Raw genomic sequence first — 17,968 nt, 5'->3', positions numbered from 1 at the left:
CGAGGCCGTTCTGGCACGCTTGACTCTCCAGCGACTGGAGACTCCACGATGCCTGACATGCCCGCCACCACGGTCTTCACGATCGGCGAACTGTCCCGGCGCACCGGGCTGCCGGTGAAGACCATCCGGTTCTACTCCGACGAGGGCCTGCTCCCGCCCACGCAGCGGACCAACGCCGGCTACCGGTTGTACGACGCGCACGCGCTCGTCCGGCTGGAGCTGGTGCGGACGCTGCGCGAACTGGGCATCGGCCTGCCCGACGTGTCCCGCGCACTGGCGCGCGAGACGACGATGCGCGACCTGGCGACGAGCCACGTCGACGCCCTGGACGAGCAGATCCGGCGGTTGCGGCTGCGCCGCGCGGTATTGCGCGCGGTGCTGAAACGGGATTCCGAGCTGGAGGAAGTGGAACTGATGAATCGCATCGCCCGAATGCCGGACGAGGAACGCCGCCGTCTGGTCGACGAGTTCTGGGACGAAATGGTCGACGGGCTCGACGTCGACACCGAGTTCTACACGCGAATGCGCTCGGCGAAACCGGATCTTCCGGATGATCCGGCCCCGGAACAGCTGGAGGCCTGGATCGAGTTCGCGGAACTCGTGCAGGACCCGGATTTCCGGCAGCTGATCCGGGACATGAGCACGCGGCACGCGCGGACAGTCGCCGCTGGCGAGTACGAACAGCCGACGAAGGCGCAGCAGGAACACTGGTTCGCCTGGATCGCCGAAGCCCGCACGGCGCTCGACGCGGGCGCGGCCCCGGACTCCCCGGCCGGGCGCGCACTGGCGGACCGCATCGCGACGGCGTCGGCCAGGCCCGGCCAGGATCCGGACGATCCGGCGTTCCGCACCAAGCTGCTCGAAACGATCAGCGAAGGCGCGGACCCGCGTTCGGAGCGGTACTGGCAGCTGCTGGCGACCATCAACGGCTGGCCGCCGATCCCGAGCACCCAGGAGGAGCTGCGGTTCCTGGCGGCGGCGCTGCGGGCCTCGGGGGTGAACCCGGCCTAGGCCAGGGTCAGGTCGGGCCGCAGAACGACGCCCGACCGGTCGGCTTCCGGCAGCCGGGCGAGCAGGTCGGCGGCCCGGCCGTGCCCGGGGACCTCGGCGTCCGGGTCGATCTCGAGCCACGGGATCAGCACGCTCGCCCGGTCCGGGGTCCCGGGGTGCGGCAGCAGCAGCTCCGGGTCGTCGGATGTCACGCCCTGCACTGTCACTATGTCGACATCTAGCGTGCGCGGGCCCCAGCGCAGTTCGCGCACCCGGCCCGCCGCCTGTTCGGCCGCCTGCCCGGCGCGCAGCCACGCCCAGTGGTCGCGCGCCGGGTCGTCGACGATGCACAGCGCGTTCAGGAAATCCGGCTGGTCCTCGACGCCCCAGGCTTTCGTCTCGTACACCCCGGACACCGCGACGAGCGCCGGGCGCACCGCGTCCACCGCGCTGCGCAGGTAGCCGAGCCGGTCGCCGAGGTTGGAGCCCAGCGACAGGACCGCGCGGCTCACCGCTCCCGCCGGATGGTGACGGCGACGTCGTCGAACGTCAGAGGAATCGGCGCGGAGGGCTTGTGCACGGTGACCTCGACCGCGGTCAGCCGGTCGTCGCGCATGACCTCGTCGGCGATCCTCCCGGCGACGCTCTCGATCAGGTCGTACGGCTCCCCGGCGACGATCCCCGCCGCCAGCTCGGCCAGCTCGCCGTAGTGCAGCGTCTTCGCCAGGTCGTCCGACGCCGCCGCTGGCCCGAGGTCGAGCCACGCGACGATGTCGACGCCGAATTCCTGTCCGTCGCGCTTCTCGTGCTCGAAGACCCCATGCCGGCCGAACACGCGCAGTCCGGTGAGCGTGATGCGGTCAGCCATCGGCCCGTCCTTGCTGCCAGGCCGCGGCCACCGCCACGGCGTCCAGTGAAGCCCCCACCTCGTGCACCCGTACGCCCCAAGCTCCCGCCGCGGCGGCCAGCGCCGAGATCGACGCGGTGGCGATCTCGCGGCCGTCCGGCGGCCTCGGCACGCCGTCCTTCCCGGCCAGCAACCGGCCGAGGAAACGTTTGCGCGAGGCACCCACCAGGACCGGGAAACCCAGGTCCAGCAACGAATCGAGCCTGTTCAGCAGCGCCCAGTCGTGTTCGGCGTGCTTCGCGAACCCGAGGCCGGGATCGAGCACGATCTCGCTCTCCGAAACCCCGGCGGCGATCGCCTCGTCAATCCGCTGCAGCAGCTCGCCGCGCACCTCGGCGACGACGTCGGTGTACGTGGCCAGCGCGTTCATGTCCTTGCTGTGCCCGCGCCAGTGCATCAGCACCCACGGTGCCTTGGTTTCCGCCGCGACCCGTCCCATCGCCGGATCGGCGAGCCCGCCGGACACGTCGTTGATCACCTTCGCGCCGGCCGTCACCGCGGCTTCCGCGACCGAGGCCCGCGTGGTGTCGACGGACAGCACGACGCCTTCGGAAGCCAGTTGCCGGATGACCGGCAGGATGCGCCCGGCCTCGGTCTCCGCGTCGACCCGCGAGGCTCCCGGCCGCGTCGATTCGCCGCCTACGTCGATCAGGTCCGCACCGCGCGCCCACATCTCGCGCGCGTGTTCCAGCGCCTGGTCGAGATCGAAGTAGCGACCGCCGTCGGAGAACGAATCCGGTGTCACGTTCAGCACGCCCATCACGGCGCACCGCCCCGGCCGGGGGATCACCGGCGCCCCCGGATCAGCTCGATCGCCTCGGCCCGCGAAGTCGCCGACGACCGCAGCATCCCGCGTACCGCCGACGTCGTGGTCCGCGAACCCGGCTTGCGGATCCCGCGCACCGACATGCACAAATGCTCGGCCTCGATGACCACGATCACGCCGCGCGGCTCCAGCTTCCGCACGAGCGCGTCGGCGATCTGCGACGTGAGCCGCTCCTGGACCTGCGGCCGCTTGGCGTACAGGTCGACCAGCCGAGCGAGCTTGGAGAGCCCGGTGACCTTGCCGTCGGCGTTCGGGATGTAGCCGACGTGCGCTACCCCGTGGAAGGCGAGCAGGTGGTGCTCGCAGGTCGAGTACATCGGGATGTCCGTGACGAGCACGAGCTCCTCGTGCGATTCGTCGAACGTCCGCGCCAGCACCTCGTCCGGATCGGTGTAGAGGCCGGCGAACATTTCCCGGTAAGCGCGAGCGACCCGGGCCGGGGTGTCCTGGAGACCGTCCCGATCCGGGTCTTCGCCGCACGCGAGCAGCAGCTCGCGAACCGCGCGCTCCGCCCGGTCCTGATCGAAGACCGGGCGGATGCCGTCTTTACTGCTTGTCTGATCCGTCGACGTCACGCCGATGCTGCCCCTCGTCCGGCTGCTGGCCGTTCGCACCGTCGGCGAACCAGCCCTGCTCACGCGGACGGTCTTCGGCGGGGCGCCACGGCTGCTGGCCGCCCGGGGACGTCGCCGGGGTCCAGCCCGGAGGCGCCCCGTAGTTCGGCGGTCCGCTCTGCGCACCGCCCGGGCCACCGGGCTGGTAGCCGCCGCCTGCCGGACCGCCCGGCTGCTGCTGACCACCATACGGCGGGCCCCATCGGCCGGTGCCGTTCGGCCCGCCCGGCGGACGCCCGCCGTTGGGCGGCGGCGCGTACGGGTTCGCGTTCGGGTCCGGAGCCTGGTACGGCGGCCCGCCGGGAAGATCGCCGGCACCCGGCGCCGTGCCGACCGGGGTCGGCGCGGGCTGCAGCGCGCGCTTCTCCTTCTCCGGAGCGGGCGGCGGCCACGGCTCGCCGCGCTCCATCGCCAGCTCGCCCGGGGTCTTGATCGGCGGCTTGTCCGACGGCGTGCGCTCGCCGAACTCGTTGAAGACGGTGATGTGCGGGCGCTTCTCGACCGTCGCAAAGATCCGCTCGAGGTCCTTGCGCTGCAGCGTTTCCTTCTCCAGCAGCTCCATGACCAGGTTGTCGAGCACGTCGCGGTAGGTGTTCAGCACGTGCCACGCCTCGGTGTGCGCGGTCTCGATGAGCTTGCGCACCTCCTCGTCGATCTCGTGCGCCACCTCGAGCGAGTAGTCGGCCTGGCGGCCCGCGGACCGGCCGAGGAACGGATCGCCCTGCTCCTGGCCGTACTTCACCGCGCCCAGCCGTGCGCTCATGCCGTATTCGGTGACCATCGCGCGGGCGATCTTCGTCGCCTGCTCGATGTCCGAGGACGCGCCGGTGGTGGGCTCGTGGAACACGAGTTCCTCGGCCGTGCGGCCGCCCATCGCGAACACCAGCCGCCCGATCATCTCCGACCGGGTCATCAGCTGCTTGTCGTCCTCGGGCACCAGCAGCGCGTGCCCGCCGGTGCGGCCGCGCGGCAGGATCGTCAGCTTGTACACCGGCTCGATGTCCGGCATCGCCCACGCGGCGAGCGCGTGCCCGCCCTCGTGGTAGGCGGTGATCTTCTTCTCCTTCTCGGAGATGATCCGGCTCTTGCGCGCGGGACCGCCGACCACGCGGTCGACCGATTCCTCGAGCGCGGCGTCGGTGATCACGTGCCCGTTCTCGCGGGCGGTGAGCAGCGCGGCCTCGTTCAGCACGTTGGCTAGGTCCGCACCGGACATGCCGACCGTGCGCTTGGCCAGCCCGGTCAGGTCGGTGCCCTGCGCGATCGGCTTGCCCTTGGCGTGCACCTCGAGGATCGCCTTGCGGCCGAGCAGGTCCGGCGCGGACACCGGGATCTGCCGGTCGAACCGGCCGGGGCGCAGCAGCGCCGGGTCGAGGATGTCCGGCCGGTTGGTGGCCGCGATCAGGATGATGCCGCCGCGGGCGTCGAAGCCGTCCATCTCGACCAGCAGCTGGTTCAGCGTCTGCTCGCGCTCGTCGTGGCCGCCGCCGAGGCCGGCGCCGCGCTGGCGGCCGACCGCGTCGATCTCGTCCACGAAGATGATGCACGGCGCGTTCTGCTTCGCCTGCTCGAACAGGTCGCGGACACGCGACGCGCCGACACCGACGAACATCTCGACGAAGTCCGAACCGGAAATCGTGTAGAACGGCACGCCCGCCTCGCCGGCGACCGCACGCGCGAGCAGCGTCTTGCCGGTGCCGGGCGGCCCGTAGAGCAGAACGCCCTTCGGGATCTTCGCGCCGAGCGCCTGGTAGCGCGCCGGGTTCTGCAGGAAGTCCTTGATCTCGTACAGCTCTTCGACCGCTTCGTCGGCACCCGCGACGTCGCCGAAGGTCGTCTTCGGCATGTCCTTGTTGAGCTGCTTCGCCTTCGACTTGCCGAAGTTCAGGACGCGGTTCCCGCCGCCCTGCGCGTTGTTCATCATCCACATCAGCAGGCCGAGCACCAGCGCCAGCGGGATCGCGAAGATCAGGATCTGGGTCAGCAGGCTCTGCTGGGTGACCTTGGTGGTGAACTTGATCGGATGGTTCGCCTGGTTGTCGACATTGGCGCCGAGGAGGGCTTTGTAGATGTCGTCGGTCGCACCGCCGGGGAACTGCGCGATGACCTGGTCGGTCTGCTGCCCGTCGACGTCGATCTTCTGCGTGAGCAGCAGTTTGAGCTGCTGCTCCTTGTCCTCAAGGCTCGCTTCCTTGACGTGTCCAGCCTTGACCTGCTGCATCGCCGTGGAGATAGGAGCCTGGGTGTAACCACGATCGCTGTCGAAGATCGTGTTGTAGGCGAACAACGCCAGCAACCCCGCGACGATCCACAGCAGTGGGTTCCTGAGCACGCTCTTCCGGTTCATACGACTCGGCCCTTGCGGCCTCGACCCTCCCTGGTTGGGCGGCTCTTGTGATACCCGCCATCGCGATCTTGACAACCCGTGGGCGCCGCCGGGCACCCGTCCCACCAGGGTACCGTCCGGGCGGGCGGGGAAGCCTGGCGAGCCTCTCGCAGGTCAACGGCCAATCCCGCGCGAGGGTTCCCGGTACGGGACGACTCGCCACCCGCTTACCGGGTGTCGACCGCCACGGAGGCCACCATTTCACCCAGCCTGCTCCGCAGCGTGGCCGGGTCCGCCGGGGCGACGGTGACCCATTCTCGGCCGTCCGAACCCGCCCTCGACAAGCTCAAATACCGTCCGGTGGCGGTGTCGAACCAACCGAGCACCCGCGACCGCTGCCGGGTTCCCAGCTGGGACCGGCTGTTCGCTGCGAGCTGACCGCCGCGCAGCCGCGGCTGGCCCGCGATGAGCGCGTAGGTCTCGCGCGGATCGACGGTGGCACGCTCGCTGAGCGACTGCCGCCTCGCCCGCCGGCCGCCCTTTTCCTCGGGCTGGCCGCCGCCCGCGGCGACCGGCACCCGGATCGGCTGGGTGTGCAACGCCTCGTCCAGCGGAAGCGTGACCGACGCCTCACTGCCGCGCGGACCACCGGGCAGCAATTCGACGATCGCGGACACCAGCCCGTCCGGCGGGATCGCGCGCAGCCAGATGCCGTCGGCGTCCTGGATCGCGACCACGCCGGTGCGCTCGTCGCCCGCGGCGAGCAGCGCGACCGGATGCGCCTCGAACTGCGGGATGTGCAGCGCGTCGATGGAGTGCGGGGCGCGCGCGAGCAGCGTCAGCCAGTCCTCGATGTCGGGTTCGAGCCTGCCGCGCGCGTCGCGGATGCCGCGGGCCTTCAGCTCGGTGTCGACCCGGTGCCGCAGCGACACGCGCTCGTCCTCGGTCGCGCCGTGCGAGCGCACGCGCAGCGGGTAGGGCAGCTCGCCCAGCTCCGCCGACTCCCACAGGAAGTCGAAGGCCAGCGGCGAGAAGAACTCTTGGTGCATCCGGTGCTGCTCACCCTCCGGTCAACGATCTCCGGCCCAGCGTAGCGCCGGATCCGCGGTCTTCAAGCACGGTTTCAGCCGAGCGGGCCCGACCGGGTCAGAACGCTCCCGCGCTGGCCTGGTCGGCGACGCCCGCGAGCATCTCGCCGAGCCGGTGCCGCAACGTCGCCGGATCAGCGGGCGCGATGGTGATCCAGTCGCGTCCGTCGTGGCCCCGGCTGGCTTGGGTGAAGTACCGGCCGGTTTCGGTGTCGAACCAGCTCAGCACGGTCGACCGGCTGCGGCCGCCGAGGCGGTTGCGGGCGTTCGCGCCGATCTGGCCGCCGCGCAGGCGCTGCTGGGCGTGCAGCCGGGCGAGCGCCTTGCGGTCCTCGTCCACGCTCGCGCGGCCGGAGGCGTCGACCTGGTTGCCGCGCCGCTGCATGAAGTCGACCCCGGACGCGCCCACCAGCTGCTCCAGCGGCACCGTGATCGACTTCTCGGTCCCGCGCGGAGCGCCCGGCAGGAGCGAGATGATCGCCGTGGCCAGTCCGTCCGGCGCGCACGGGTGCAGGTGCAGCCCGCGCTGGTCCTGCACGGCGAACAGACCCTCGCCGTTCACGCTGCCCGCGACCGCGAGCAGCGGTTCGCCGTTCGGGTCGAGCAACTGGACGGTGTCGAGGCTGACGTCCGGCGACGCGAGGATGCCGAAGTAGTCCTCGACGTGCGGGGCCGGCCTGCCGCGGTCGTCCGCGAGCCCTCGGTCGGCCAGTGCGCCGAGCGTGCGCGTGCGCAGCGCCGAGCGCTCGTCCATCGTCGCGCCGTGCGAACGGATCCGCAGCGGATACGGCAGCTCGCCCAAACCGGCCGACTCCCACAGGAAGTCCACCTCGATCGGCGCGAGCAGCTCCGCGTTCGGCATCGACCAACCCCCTACCCCACGTGTTGCGAACGCTGGCGGGCGCGTGACCGGTCCCGGTCACGCGCCCGCCAGCACTGCGTCAGTTGTCGTCGTCCGACCACGCGCCGATGACCGGCGGCGGGGTGGCCTGGTTGGCCCCGAACGCGTCGTCCGGGTCCGGCTCGATGAGGAACGAAGCGTGCGTGTGCTCCTCGTCCCCTTCGCCCGCGCCGTGCGCGCCCGCTCCGCCCATGCCGCCGCCCATCGGGTTCATGCCGCCCTGCGGCTGGCCGATGGTGCCGCTCGCCGGGACGACGCCCTGCTGCTGCGGAGCCGCCGACGCGGCGCTCTGCCCGCTCTGGTGCTCGGACGCCGCGGAGGTCTTGCCTTCCTCCTCCTTGCGCGAACCGCTGCGGTTGCCCTCGCCGAGCTTGCCGCCGGCGAATCCGGCTCCCGCGCCGATGGCGCCGAGGCCGAGCGCGGCGCCGAGCCCGCTGCCGCCCGAGCTCGCGGGTGCGGCCGGAGCAACCGGGGCCGCGCCGACGCCGGAACCCGCGCCCACGCCGACACCCGCGCCCGCGCCCGCGCCCGCACCGAGCGCGCCACCGCCGCCTTCGAAGCCAGAGGTCCCGTACTTGCCCGAGTCGGCCGAGACGTGCGCCGGGGCGCCGTGCCCGGCGACCCCAGTACCGCCGAAGGCGCCGTGCGCGCCGACCGTGCCGAAGCTGGCCGGCGAACTGAGCGCGCCGGGAGCGTCGGTGTGGCCGATGTTGTTGACGCTGTTGAACGAGTTGCCGTTGAAGTGCGTCGCGGTCGGCTTCATGCCGAGCGAGTCCGGGCCGAAGCTCGGGGTGGAGCTGTCGACCTCGCTCATCGCCTGCGTGTAGGCGTTGAAGAACGCGACCTGCTGCGCCTTGACGTCGTTCGCGGCGTCCGCCTGCGCCTTCTGGTCCGCGGCCAGCGCGGCCGGACCGCCCGCGAGCGCGGCCGTCATGGCCTGCTTCGGGTCGTAGTCGCGCGGGGCGGGCATCTTCTTGACCTCGGCGGCCGCGGCGGCCTGGCGGGCGAGCCGGTCGGCCATCGTGTGCGCGGCGTCGGACGCCTGCGTGCCGGAGTTGGCGATCGCCACGAGCGCGCCCTGCGCGCCCGCCGCGCCCTGACCGACCCAGACGTTGCCCAGTTCGGTGATCGCGTTGTACAGGTCGTCGGACGCCTGCTTCAGCTCGGTGCCGTGCTTGGCCCAGTGCTGCCCGGTGGACTCGGCCGTGCCCGGGTCGTTGTCCGTGGTCGCGCCGATGTAGAGCTGGTGGCTTTCCTGCGCCTGCCAGTTCGGCGGGTTGGCGATGGCGCGGTCGCCGCCGATCTCGAAGCCGCCGGAGCTGCTGCGCGCCGACGCGACGATGTCGTCGGCCGTCGAGTTCGAGCCCATCGCGACGGCCGAACCGGGCGCGGGAACCGACGACGAGGTGCCGTAGCCGGAAGTGTTGTAGCCCGATCCGTCCGGGACGGAGCCGCCCGGGGCCGAGGTGTTCGTGTTCGGTGCCATGACTGCGTGATCCCCCTAGGACGTCAGGCCTTGTTGCGGAACGGGTCGCCGGCGGACTGGTCGAACTCGTGGTAGCGGGCCATCGCCGCGACGATGCCTTCCTCCGCCGCCTGGTACTGGCTGAGCAGGTTCTGCAGCGCGGACGAGTAGGAGTCGCCGCCGCCGTCGGCGCGCTGCACGAACTTCGTCGCCATCGCCTTGCCGACCGGGTTCGCGCCGAGCTTCGGCGGCTGCGCGAGCGTGCCGGCGCTGTTCAGGAGAGCTTCGACCGCGTCCCGTCCGGTCCGGATCTTCTTCAGCACGGTCTGCGCGGCATCCGGGTCGATTCCGACCTGGCCGTTGACGGCGGCGTTCTTGAACGCCGCGGCGTCCGCCGAGCTGTTGTTGCCCATCTGCCTCTCTCCGTTCCCCCGCGCGAGGACCAGCCCGTCGGCTGGTGTCACTCGTCCGCATGGCAATAGGTCTTCGCATAGGTTAACGCACCTGGTCGAGCCCTATGACGCGATTTCGCGCATCCGGGTTCCGCCCCCGAGGGGTTTCTCGCGAACCGGGCTAACCGGACGTGTAGACGTGCGGATCGAGCGTGCCGATGTAGGGCAGGTCGCGGTAGCGCTCGGCGTAGTCGAGGCCGTAGCCGACGACGAATTCGTTGGGGATGTCGAAGCCGATGTACTTGACCGGCACCTCGACCTTCACGGCTTCCGGCTTGCGCAGCAGCGAGACGACCTCGAGCGAGGCCGGGTTCCGGCTCGCCAGGTTCTTCAGCAGCCAGGACAGGGTGAGCCCGGAGTCGACGATGTCCTCGACGATGATCACGTCGCGCCCGGCGATGTCGCGGTCGAGGTCCTTCAGGATCCGCACCACCCCCGACGACGAGGTCGAAGACCCGTAGGACGACACGGCCATGAACTCCAGCTGCGTCGGCACCGGAAGCGCCCGCGCGAAGTCGGTCATGAACATGACGGCGCCCTTGAGGACGCCGACCAGGAGAAGGTCGCCCTGGCCGTTTTCCGGGTGGTCCGCGGCGATTTTCGCCGCCAGCTCCGCGATCTTGTCCTTGATCTGCTGCTCGGTGATGAGCACGGAGGCGATCTCGCCCTCGTACACGCGTCATTCCCCTCGGGTGGTGGGTTCGGGTCCGGCAAGCGAGAGCCTGCCACGCCGCCGTCGAGCCTCCAAGTTGCCCGGCAGCCACACCCCGCCCTGGCCCCGCCACCGGGCCACGAGCGCGTCGACCGAACGCAGGTGCGCGTCGGTCAGCTCGCGAACCCCGGAGTTCAGCAGCCACCTGCGGAGAACCCGTCTGCGCAGCGCAGCGGGCTCGGCCGCGAGCACGGCTACGTCGAGGTCGTCTTCGCGGGCCGCGCGCTCGTGTACGCGCGCGGCGAGTGTGTCCAACGCCTCGGTGTCTTCGCGCAGCTGTGCGGCCGTACGGGCTAAAGCTGGAGCGACTCCACCTGACAGCACGTCCTCCAGGAGCGGCAGTGCTTCCGTACGCAGCCGTACGCGGGTGAAGCGGGGATCGGCGTTGTGCGGGTCTTGCCACGGCTCCAGGCCGAGTTCTGCGCACGCCGCAACGGTTTGCGCGCGGGTGATGCCAAGCAGCGGACGGCCCCACGGCGGATCGTGCGGACGCATGCCGGCCAGCGACCGCGGTCCGGAGCCACGGCCTAGACCGAGCAGCACTGTCTCGGCTTGGTCGTCTTGAGTGTGGCCAAGCAGCACGAGCCCTTCGCCGTTCGGCAACGCTTCGCGCAGCGCGTGGTACCTCGCGGCGCGCGCCGCTGCTTCGGGACCGCCTTTGCCTACGACATGCACGGCGTGCACTTCGACGACGTCGATGCCGAGGCCCTTCACGGCCGTCGCTGCTTCGGCGGCAACGACGGCTGAATCGGCCTGAAGACCGTGATCCACCACGAGAGCCCGCGTACGGACGTCTCGGTGCCGAAGGACGTACGCCGTCGCTTCGGCAAGCGCTAGAGAGTCCGCGCCACCCGACACCGCGACACACACTTCGCCAGGAACAGCGACTGTCGCAAGGAAATCGCGGACCGCTGTCCGGACCGCGGCGAGCGCGCTCACCCGTGCAGGCGCCGCACCCAGGCCGCGGGGTCGGCGATCTCAGCGCGGGTCGGCAAGGTGTTCGGCGAGCGCCAAACCTTGTTGAACCCGTCCATCCCGACCGCGTCGACCACGTGCCGCGTGAACTTCGCGCCTTCCTCGTACTGGCGGATCTTCGCGTCGAGGCCGAGCACCGCGCGCAGCAGCCGGTCGAAAATCCCGCCGCCCTGGCGACGTGCGGTGAACCGCGCCCGGATCTGTTCGACACTGGGCACGACCTGCGGGCCGACCGCGTCCATCACGTAATCGGCGTGGCCTTCCAGCAGCGTGGACAACGCCAGCAGCCGATCGAAAACCGAGCGTTGCTTCGGCGACTGCAGCAATTCCGCGATGCCACCGCCCTTGCCGCGGTTGCGCAGTGCGTCGGGCAGCCTGCCGAGCAGCTCGGCCAGGCCGTCGGCGGAGCTCTCCGCGAGCCCGGACACCAGCCGTTCGACCTCGTCGGCGAAGTAGTCGCGCAGCCACGGCACCGCGGTGAACTGCAGCCGGTGCGTGCATTCGTGCAGGCAGACCCACAGCCGGAAATCGTGCGCGGGCACCTTCATCGCGCGTTCGGCGGCCACCACGTTCGGCGCGACGAGCAGCAGCTCGCCCTTGTTCTCGGGCCCGCCGAACGGGTCGTACTGGCCGAGCACGCGGGACGCCAGGAAGGCGAGCAGCAACCCGGTCTGCACGCCCGCGCCGGACGCCAGGATCGGGCCGAGCGGACCGCCCTGCGCCGCGGGCAGCGCACGACCGGTGAGCTCGCCGAGACCGGACGCCGCGGACCGGACCCAGCCGGGCCGGTCGACCACGGTGCCGGGCAGCAGCGGCAGGTCCTGGCCGAGGCCGGTCAGCTCGCGGACGTGCCCCTCCGCCTCGGCGGTCAGCTCCCGCAGGTCGACCACCGCGCGGTCGGCTTCGCCGCGGGCGACCTGCGGGCCGCCGCGCACCAGCAGCGCGCCGGTGGCGGCTGCCCGGTCCCAGTCGACCATGGGCCGCCGTCGGGTCTCGGTTTCCTGGCTCACCCCTCCGACGCTACCTGCCGGTCCGCGATTGTGGGCAGCTCAGCCGAGCGGGTTCAGCGAGTCGGCTCAGTGCCGCTTGCCTGCCGGTTACTTGCAGCCGCAGCCTCGCAGGGCCGTCGCCAGCACGTCGAGCGCCGCCTGCCCGGCGTTCTTCTCCGAACCGTTGGACATGAACGCGAAGGCGAGTACGCGGTTGTCGCTGTCGAGCACATACCCCGCGAGGGTGTTGACGCCGGTGAGCGTGCCGGTCTTGGCCCGCACCCAGCCCCTGCCGCCTTGGGTTTCGGGCGAGTGGTACCGGCCGTGCAGGGTGCCTTCCGGGCTGCCCGCGACCGGCAGGCCGGCCAGCAGCGGACGCAGCTTCGGCGTGTTCGGGTCCTTGCCGTCCGGACCGGCCGCCGCGGCGAGCACCTGGGCCAGCAGCCTGGCCGGCACCTTGTTCTGATTGGACAGTCCGCTCGTGTCGAACAGCTGAAGGCCGTTGACGTCGAATCCGTGGTCCGCCAATACCTTCTTCACCGCGGCGGCGGCGCCGGCGAACGACGCTTCCCCGCCGGTGGCCATGGCGACCTGGCGGCCGAGCGAGTCGGCGAGCACGTTGTCGGAGATCTGCAGCAGCGCGTACGCGAGGTCCGGCAGCGGGGCCGACTGGACCTCGCCGAGAACCTTCGCGCCTTCGGGCGTCTTGGCGGGTCCGCCGGGGGCCGCGCCGAGCTTGTCCGCGACGAGCTGAGTGAGCGCGGTCCCCGGATTGGCCGAGCGCATGGTCTCGTCGACCTTCGGGTTGCCGCGGCCGCCGTCGGTCATGGCCGGGACGATCGGGGCGCCGTACAGCGACGGCGCGTCACTCGGTTCCCAGCCCGGCGCGGTGTTCGGACCGCTGAAGGCGCTCGCGTCGAGCTGGACCTTCGTGACGGTGCCGACGGCCTTCTTGACCTGGTTGACCAGGTCGTCGACGTGCGCCGCGCCCGGGTAGAGCGGCGAATCGGTGCCGACCGGCAACGCGGTCAGCGACGGGTCGCCGCCGCCGACGATGACGACCGTGCCCGGCTGCGCGCCCTGGACGATCTTGGTGGGGATCCGCTTCGTCGGCTCCATCGCGAGCAGCGCCGCAGAGACGGTGAGGATCTTCGTGGTCGACGCCGGGGTCAGCGGGGTGTTCGACGCGTGGTCCCACAGCACGGTGCCGCTGGCCGGGTCGATGACGCTGCCGCTGAGCTGCGAGAGCGCGGGCGCACCGGCGGGTCCGGAAAGCTTCGCGGCGACGCCGTTCGCGGACGGCCCCTGCCCGGAGGTGTCTGGGCCGTGCAGGGCCAGGCTGGCGTCGGCGGGGTCGGGCGCACTGCCCTTCGGCGCGTTCGGCGCCCACGGCAACCCGAGCCGGTTGGAGATGGCGGGCACGGCCGACGCACCACCCGCAGCGGCCAGCAGAAGCAGCACGACGAGCGCCAGGATCAGCGCCTTCCGGCGAGGCTTCTTCCCCTCCGGACGAGGCGCGTCGCCCGCGGGCGGGGTCGGCCCGGCACCGGCAGGCGGCTCCGGGGGCGACTGCTCCGCGGCGGCGCGCGGCGAAATCTGCTCCGGACCTGGACGCTCCGCGAAACCGTCCGCGGGCCGGGGAATCCCGATGGTCGCTTCGGACGGCCCCTCCTGCGCCTCGGGTGCGCTGGAGAAACCCTCTGGCGGGCGCGGAATCCCGACGGTCGCCTCCGCCGGGAACTGACTGCCGGTGGGGTCGATCCGCATCGGCCGCACCGTCCCGCCCGCGGGCGGGATGGTCCCGGGCGCCGGTTCGGGCAGAGCGGGACGGACCGGGATTTCGATCTGCTGCGACCACGGCTCGGCTCCGGAACCGGCCGGACCGGCTTCGTTCCGGTTCGCCTGCGACTCGTTCCCCTGCCGAGCGGGCTGACCCGCGGTGGAGCTGCCGGAACCAGCCTGGTTCTCCTGTGGTTCGTTCCCCGGACGGCCCGGCTGAACGTGATTCGCACCGTCAGAACCAGCCCAGCTCTCCCCCGAACGGCTCGGCTGAGCCTGATCCGAGCTGCCAGAACCTGCCCGCATCTCCTGCGAACGCCCCGGCTGAGCCTGATCAGAGCTGCCAGAACCAGCCCGGTTCTCCTGGGCTTCATTCCCGGGACGGCCCGGCTGGCCCGGGTTGAGACGCGCGGCGGCGGATCCCGCGACCGGGCCGGATTCGCCCCGGAAGCCGGTCCAGTTCGTCTGCGGCTCCTCCCCGGCGCGGCCCTGAGCCTGGCCGGATGACGCCGAGCGGGCGGCACCGGACTCGCCTCGGAACTCCTGCGCCCCGTCTCCGGCACGACCCGGCTGAGCCGAGCCAGCTCGACCGGACTGGTCCTGGCCAGACGAGCCAGCAGCGCCCGCCTCGCCGGGACCGGAGTCGTTCCGGAAGGCGGTCCAGCCCTCCTTGGGCGGCTCCTGCCCCTGCTCGTCACGCGCGATGATCGGCCGGAACGCGGCCCAGCCCTGGTTGTTTTCGCCCGTTCCCGGCGTTTCGTCCCGGAACGCGGCGAACTGCTGCCCGGCGGGCTGGCCGGACTGGCCGGACTGGAACGGGTTCCACCCCTGCCCCTCGCCCGAAGCCCCGGAACCGGACTCTGCTCCGGCGGGCTCGAACAGCGAGTTCCCCGGCTTCCGCGGGGCCTGCCACGCGGGCGAGGATTCCTGCTGCCCGCCCTGACCAGGCGAAACGTTCGGCTGCGCCCAGACTGTCCGCTCCGCGGAACCCTCCTGCTGCCGGGACGGCACCGGGGAAGTCTGCTCGCCGGAATCCTTGGCGACCGTCGAAGACTGCACGGTCTCCTCAGCGTCCGGACCGCCCGCGTTGTCGCCCGGCCGCGGCACCCCGGCCGCGAACCGCGTCGGTCCCTCCACTGGCACCCACGGCGCCTGCGGCTTCGGTTCCTCGGGCCGCGCGGAAGTCCCGGACGTCGAAGCACCGCTCATCCGGTCCGCGAGGTTCGACCGCGGCGGTTCCGGCGGCGAGACGGGAGCGTCCGAGGGCGCGTTCAGCCCGGGGACCTCCTCCGGCGGGACGTTCGGCCGGAACCACGATCCGGGCCCGTCGCCCGGTGTGACGTTCGGCACGGAAAGCTGCGCGGTGGCTCCCGCGTCGCGCTTGGGCAGGGGAAGGCGGGAGGTCGCCCGGTCCGCCTGCGACGAGGTGTCCTCGTCGCCCGTGGGCCACCTCGGCTGGTCGTTTTCCGGCACCCACCACTCCTTCTCACCCGCCCCCGGAGGGGCCAAGGTCACATGCCGTCTGGCCGACATCGGCGCGACCGGCCGATGGGGCGTAGTCCACACTAGTGACGTCAACGAGGTCATGAGGTTGCCGCCCACGAGCGTGTGGGACACCGAGATTCGAGAAGCAGCGAGGACGGCCGTGGAATTCGACGTCACGATCGAAATCCCCAAGGGGGAGCGCAACAAGTACGAGGTCGATCACAAGACCGGTCGGATCAAGCTCGACCGGACCCTGTTCACCGCGACCCAGTACCCGGCCGACTACGGCTTCATCGACGACACGCTCGGCCAGGACGGCGACCCGCTCGACGTGCTCGTGCTCGTCCAGGAGCCGACGTTTCCCGGATGCCTGATCCGCTGCCGGGCGATCGGCATGTTCCGGATGACCGACGAGAAGGGCCCGGACGACAAGGTCCTCGCCGTCCCGACGAACGACCCGCGTCTCGAGCACCTGCGGGACATCCACCACCTGAACGAGTTCCACAAGCTCGAGATCCAGCACTTCTTCGAGGTCTACAAGGACCTCGAGCCGGGCAAGAGCGTCGAGGGCTCCTCGTGGGTGGGCCGCAGCGAGGCCGAGGCCGAGATCAACCGGTCGCTCGAGCGCGAGAAGGACCGCCTCGCCAAGGAAGAGATCAACGGCGAAGCGCACCACTGAGCCACGCGAAAAAGGGCCGTCCACCGGAGAAGGTGGACGGCCCTTTTTCCTGTTCGGTCAGCCCGCGAGGGCCAGTTCGCCCGCTTCCTGCTCGGCGCGCTGCTCCATCGCCGACTTGTCAGAAAGCGGCTTCTCCCGCAGCAGCCAGACCAGCGCGAACCCGACGGTCAGCACCGCGCCGCCGATCAGGAACACCGTGCTCATCGAGCTGGAGAACCCTTCCAGGATCGGCCGGGCGAGCACCGGGTCGAGGTGCGCCAGGAACGAGGTGTCGTTCACGTCGAGCCCGCCGCCGGCCAGCTGCCGCGCGAACTCCGGGTGCTGCGCCAGCGCCGCGGTGTAGGCCGGGGAGGCCATCGCCGAGCGGACCGCCGCCGCGATCCGGTCGCCGACCGTGCTGAACAGGATCGACAGGAACACCGCGGTGCCCGCCGTGCCGCCGATCTGCCGGAAGAACGTGACCGACGAGGTCGCGACGCCGATGTCGCGGGGCGTGACGTCGTTCGTGGCGGCCAGGGTCAGCGTCTGCATGGTCGAGCCGAGGCCCAGTCCGAGCACGAACGCGATGGCCATGACCACGCCGAGCGCGGTGTCCACCCCGATCAGCGAGAACGAGAACACCGCCGCGGCCATCAGGCCGAGTCCGGCGACCGCGAAGCCCTTGTACCGGCCGGTCCGGGTGATGATCCGGCCGCTGCCGAGGCTCGCGACCATGATCCCGAGGGTCAGCGGCAGCATCTGCAGCCCGGCCTGGGTCGGCGTCGCGCCTTTGACGATCTGCAGGTACAGCGGCAGCGACATCATCGCGCCGAACATCCCGATGCCCTGGATCACGGTGACCGCCGTCGACACCCGGAACACCCCGCTGCGGAACAGCCGCAGCGGCAGCAGGGCAGCGTCGCCCATCCGGCGTTCCTGCAGGATGAACAGGGCCACGCCGAGCGCGCCGACCAGGTACATCGCCAGCGACGCGGGCGAACCCCATCCCCATTCGCGGCCCTGCTCGGCGACGAGCAGCAGCGGCACGAGGCCCAGCGCCAGCGCGCCGGCTCCGAGGAAGTCGACCTTCTGGTCCACGCGGGTGTGCGGGAGGTTCAGCACCTTGCTCACGACGACCAGCGCGGCGAGCGCGATCGGGACGTTCACCATGAACACCCAGCGCCAGCCGGTCAGGCCGGCGAACGAGTCGAGTCCGGCGAAGAACCCGCCGACGACCGGGCCGGCGACGCTCGAGACACCGAAGACGGCCATGAAGTAGCCCTGGTAGCGGCTGCGTTCCCGCGGCGAGGTGATGTCGGTGATGATCGCCAGCGCGAGCGACATCAGACCGCCGGCGCCGAGGCCCTGGAACGCGCGGAACGCGGCCAGTTCGTACATCGATCCGGCCATCGCGCTCGCCAGCGAGCCCGCGAGGAACAGCGAGATCGCGGTCAGGTACATCGGCTTGCGGCCGAAGAGGTCGGACAGCTTGCCGTACAGCGGCGTGGAAAGCGTCGCGGTGATCAGGTAGGCGGTGGTGGCCCAGGCCTGCAGGCTCTGTCCGTGCAGTTCGTCGGCGATGGTCTTCATCGCCGAGGACACGATGGTCTGGTCGAGGGCCGCCAGGAACATGCCGAGCATCAGTCCGGACAGAACCGTGAGGATCTGCCGGTGTGAAAGCCGTCCGTTCGTGGTGGCGCCCCCTTCCGCAGTGGCGGTGTCGCTCATGGTGGTCTCCCTCAGTGCCGGGTTACTTGCTTGTATCCCTCAACTACTTGCCTGTCACAACTGTTCCCGAAAA

General features: G+C 71.1%; 16 protein-coding genes. 2 read left to right on the top strand and 14 right to left on the bottom strand.

Going from position 1 to position 17,968, the window contains the following annotated elements:
- The first annotated feature begins 57 nt into the window (after positions 1 to 57).
- The gene (locus ATK30_RS21670) at positions 58 to 1,011 is read left to right on the top strand and encodes a helix-turn-helix domain-containing protein (RefSeq protein ID WP_167441973.1); all 954 of its coding nucleotides are present in this window, start codon (positions 58 to 60) and stop codon (positions 1,009 to 1,011) included.
- Here ATK30_RS21670 and folK read toward each other — a convergent pair.
- From folK to dacB, 13 genes are all read right to left on the bottom strand, one after another.
- Positions 1,008 to 1,502, bottom strand: a complete 495-nt coding sequence (folK, locus tag ATK30_RS21665) for a 2-amino-4-hydroxy-6-hydroxymethyldihydropteridine diphosphokinase (RefSeq protein ID WP_101437159.1) — start codon at positions 1,500 to 1,502, stop codon at positions 1,008 to 1,010. The genes ATK30_RS21670 and folK overlap by 4 nt on opposite strands.
- A complete protein-coding gene (gene folB, locus ATK30_RS21660; protein WP_101437158.1) occupies positions 1,499 to 1,858 on the bottom strand; it encodes a dihydroneopterin aldolase in 360 nt (119 codons plus the stop codon). The genes folK and folB overlap by 4 nt, the downstream gene beginning before the upstream one ends.
- On the bottom strand, positions 1,851 to 2,657 hold the full coding sequence (gene folP / locus ATK30_RS21655) for a dihydropteroate synthase (RefSeq protein WP_101437157.1): 807 nt from the start codon (positions 2,655 to 2,657) through the stop codon (positions 1,851 to 1,853). The genes folB and folP overlap by 8 nt, the downstream gene beginning before the upstream one ends.
- Positions 2,658 to 2,683: 26 nt before the next feature.
- Positions 2,684 to 3,298, bottom strand: coding sequence for a GTP cyclohydrolase I FolE (gene folE, locus ATK30_RS21650; protein WP_101437156.1), 615 nt, complete (start codon positions 3,296 to 3,298; stop codon positions 2,684 to 2,686).
- A complete protein-coding gene (gene ftsH, locus ATK30_RS21645) occupies positions 3,270 to 5,684 on the bottom strand; it encodes an ATP-dependent zinc metalloprotease FtsH (protein WP_101437155.1) in 2,415 nt (804 codons plus the stop codon). Before ftsH ends, folE begins: the two co-directional genes overlap by 29 nt.
- A gap of 206 nt (positions 5,685 to 5,890) precedes the next feature.
- Complete coding sequence (locus ATK30_RS21640; RefSeq protein WP_101437154.1) at positions 5,891 to 6,712, bottom strand: ESX secretion-associated protein EspG; 822 nt, start codon at positions 6,710 to 6,712, stop codon at positions 5,891 to 5,893.
- Positions 6,713 to 6,809: 97 nt separating this feature from the next.
- Positions 6,810 to 7,613, bottom strand: a complete 804-nt coding sequence (locus ATK30_RS21635) for an ESX secretion-associated protein EspG (RefSeq protein ID WP_101437153.1) — start codon at positions 7,611 to 7,613, stop codon at positions 6,810 to 6,812.
- A 79-nt stretch (positions 7,614 to 7,692) separates the two neighbouring features.
- Positions 7,693 to 9,138, bottom strand: a complete 1,446-nt coding sequence (locus ATK30_RS21630) for a hypothetical protein (protein ID WP_416332757.1) — start codon at positions 9,136 to 9,138, stop codon at positions 7,693 to 7,695.
- A 23-nt stretch (positions 9,139 to 9,161) separates the two neighbouring features.
- Positions 9,162 to 9,530, bottom strand: coding sequence for a hypothetical protein (locus tag ATK30_RS21625; protein ID WP_101437152.1), 369 nt, complete (start codon positions 9,528 to 9,530; stop codon positions 9,162 to 9,164).
- A gap of 160 nt (positions 9,531 to 9,690) precedes the next feature.
- Positions 9,691 to 10,245 carry a hypoxanthine phosphoribosyltransferase gene (gene hpt, locus ATK30_RS21620; RefSeq protein ID WP_101437151.1) on the bottom strand — a complete coding sequence of 185 codons (555 nt, stop codon included), beginning with the start codon at positions 10,243 to 10,245 and terminating at the stop codon, positions 9,691 to 9,693.
- 3 nt (positions 10,246 to 10,248) lie between these two features.
- Positions 10,249 to 11,220 (bottom strand): tRNA lysidine(34) synthetase TilS, encoded by a 972-nt coding sequence (gene tilS, locus ATK30_RS21615; RefSeq protein WP_101437150.1) that lies wholly within the window; start codon positions 11,218 to 11,220, stop codon positions 10,249 to 10,251.
- Positions 11,217 to 12,233, bottom strand: coding sequence for a zinc-dependent metalloprotease (locus tag ATK30_RS21610; RefSeq protein WP_101437149.1), 1,017 nt, complete (start codon positions 12,231 to 12,233; stop codon positions 11,217 to 11,219). The genes tilS and ATK30_RS21610 overlap by 4 nt, the downstream gene beginning before the upstream one ends.
- Before the next feature lie 120 nt (positions 12,234 to 12,353).
- Entirely contained in the window at positions 12,354 to 15,497 is a 3,144-nt protein-coding gene (gene dacB / locus ATK30_RS46285) for a D-alanyl-D-alanine carboxypeptidase/D-alanyl-D-alanine endopeptidase (protein WP_244194686.1), read from the bottom strand.
- Positions 15,498 to 15,669: 172 nt separating this feature from the next.
- Between dacB and ATK30_RS21600 the strand changes: the two genes are divergently transcribed.
- Positions 15,670 to 16,188 carry an inorganic diphosphatase gene (locus tag ATK30_RS21600; protein WP_101437148.1) on the top strand — a complete coding sequence of 173 codons (519 nt, stop codon included), beginning with the start codon at positions 15,670 to 15,672 and terminating at the stop codon, positions 16,186 to 16,188.
- Positions 16,189 to 16,245: 57 nt separating this feature from the next.
- Here the strand turns inward: ATK30_RS21600 and ATK30_RS21595 are convergent, their stop codons facing one another.
- Positions 16,246 to 17,895 (bottom strand): MDR family MFS transporter, encoded by a 1,650-nt coding sequence (locus tag ATK30_RS21595; RefSeq protein ID WP_101437147.1) that lies wholly within the window; start codon positions 17,893 to 17,895, stop codon positions 16,246 to 16,248.
- Positions 17,896 to 17,968: the final 73 nt, after the last annotated feature.

The sequence above is a fragment of the Amycolatopsis echigonensis genome, assembly GCF_002846615.1.
GTDB classification, from domain to species: Bacteria; Actinomycetota; Actinomycetes; order Mycobacteriales; family Pseudonocardiaceae; genus Amycolatopsis; species Amycolatopsis echigonensis.
This window is presented reverse-complemented; position numbering and strand designations above follow the sequence as displayed.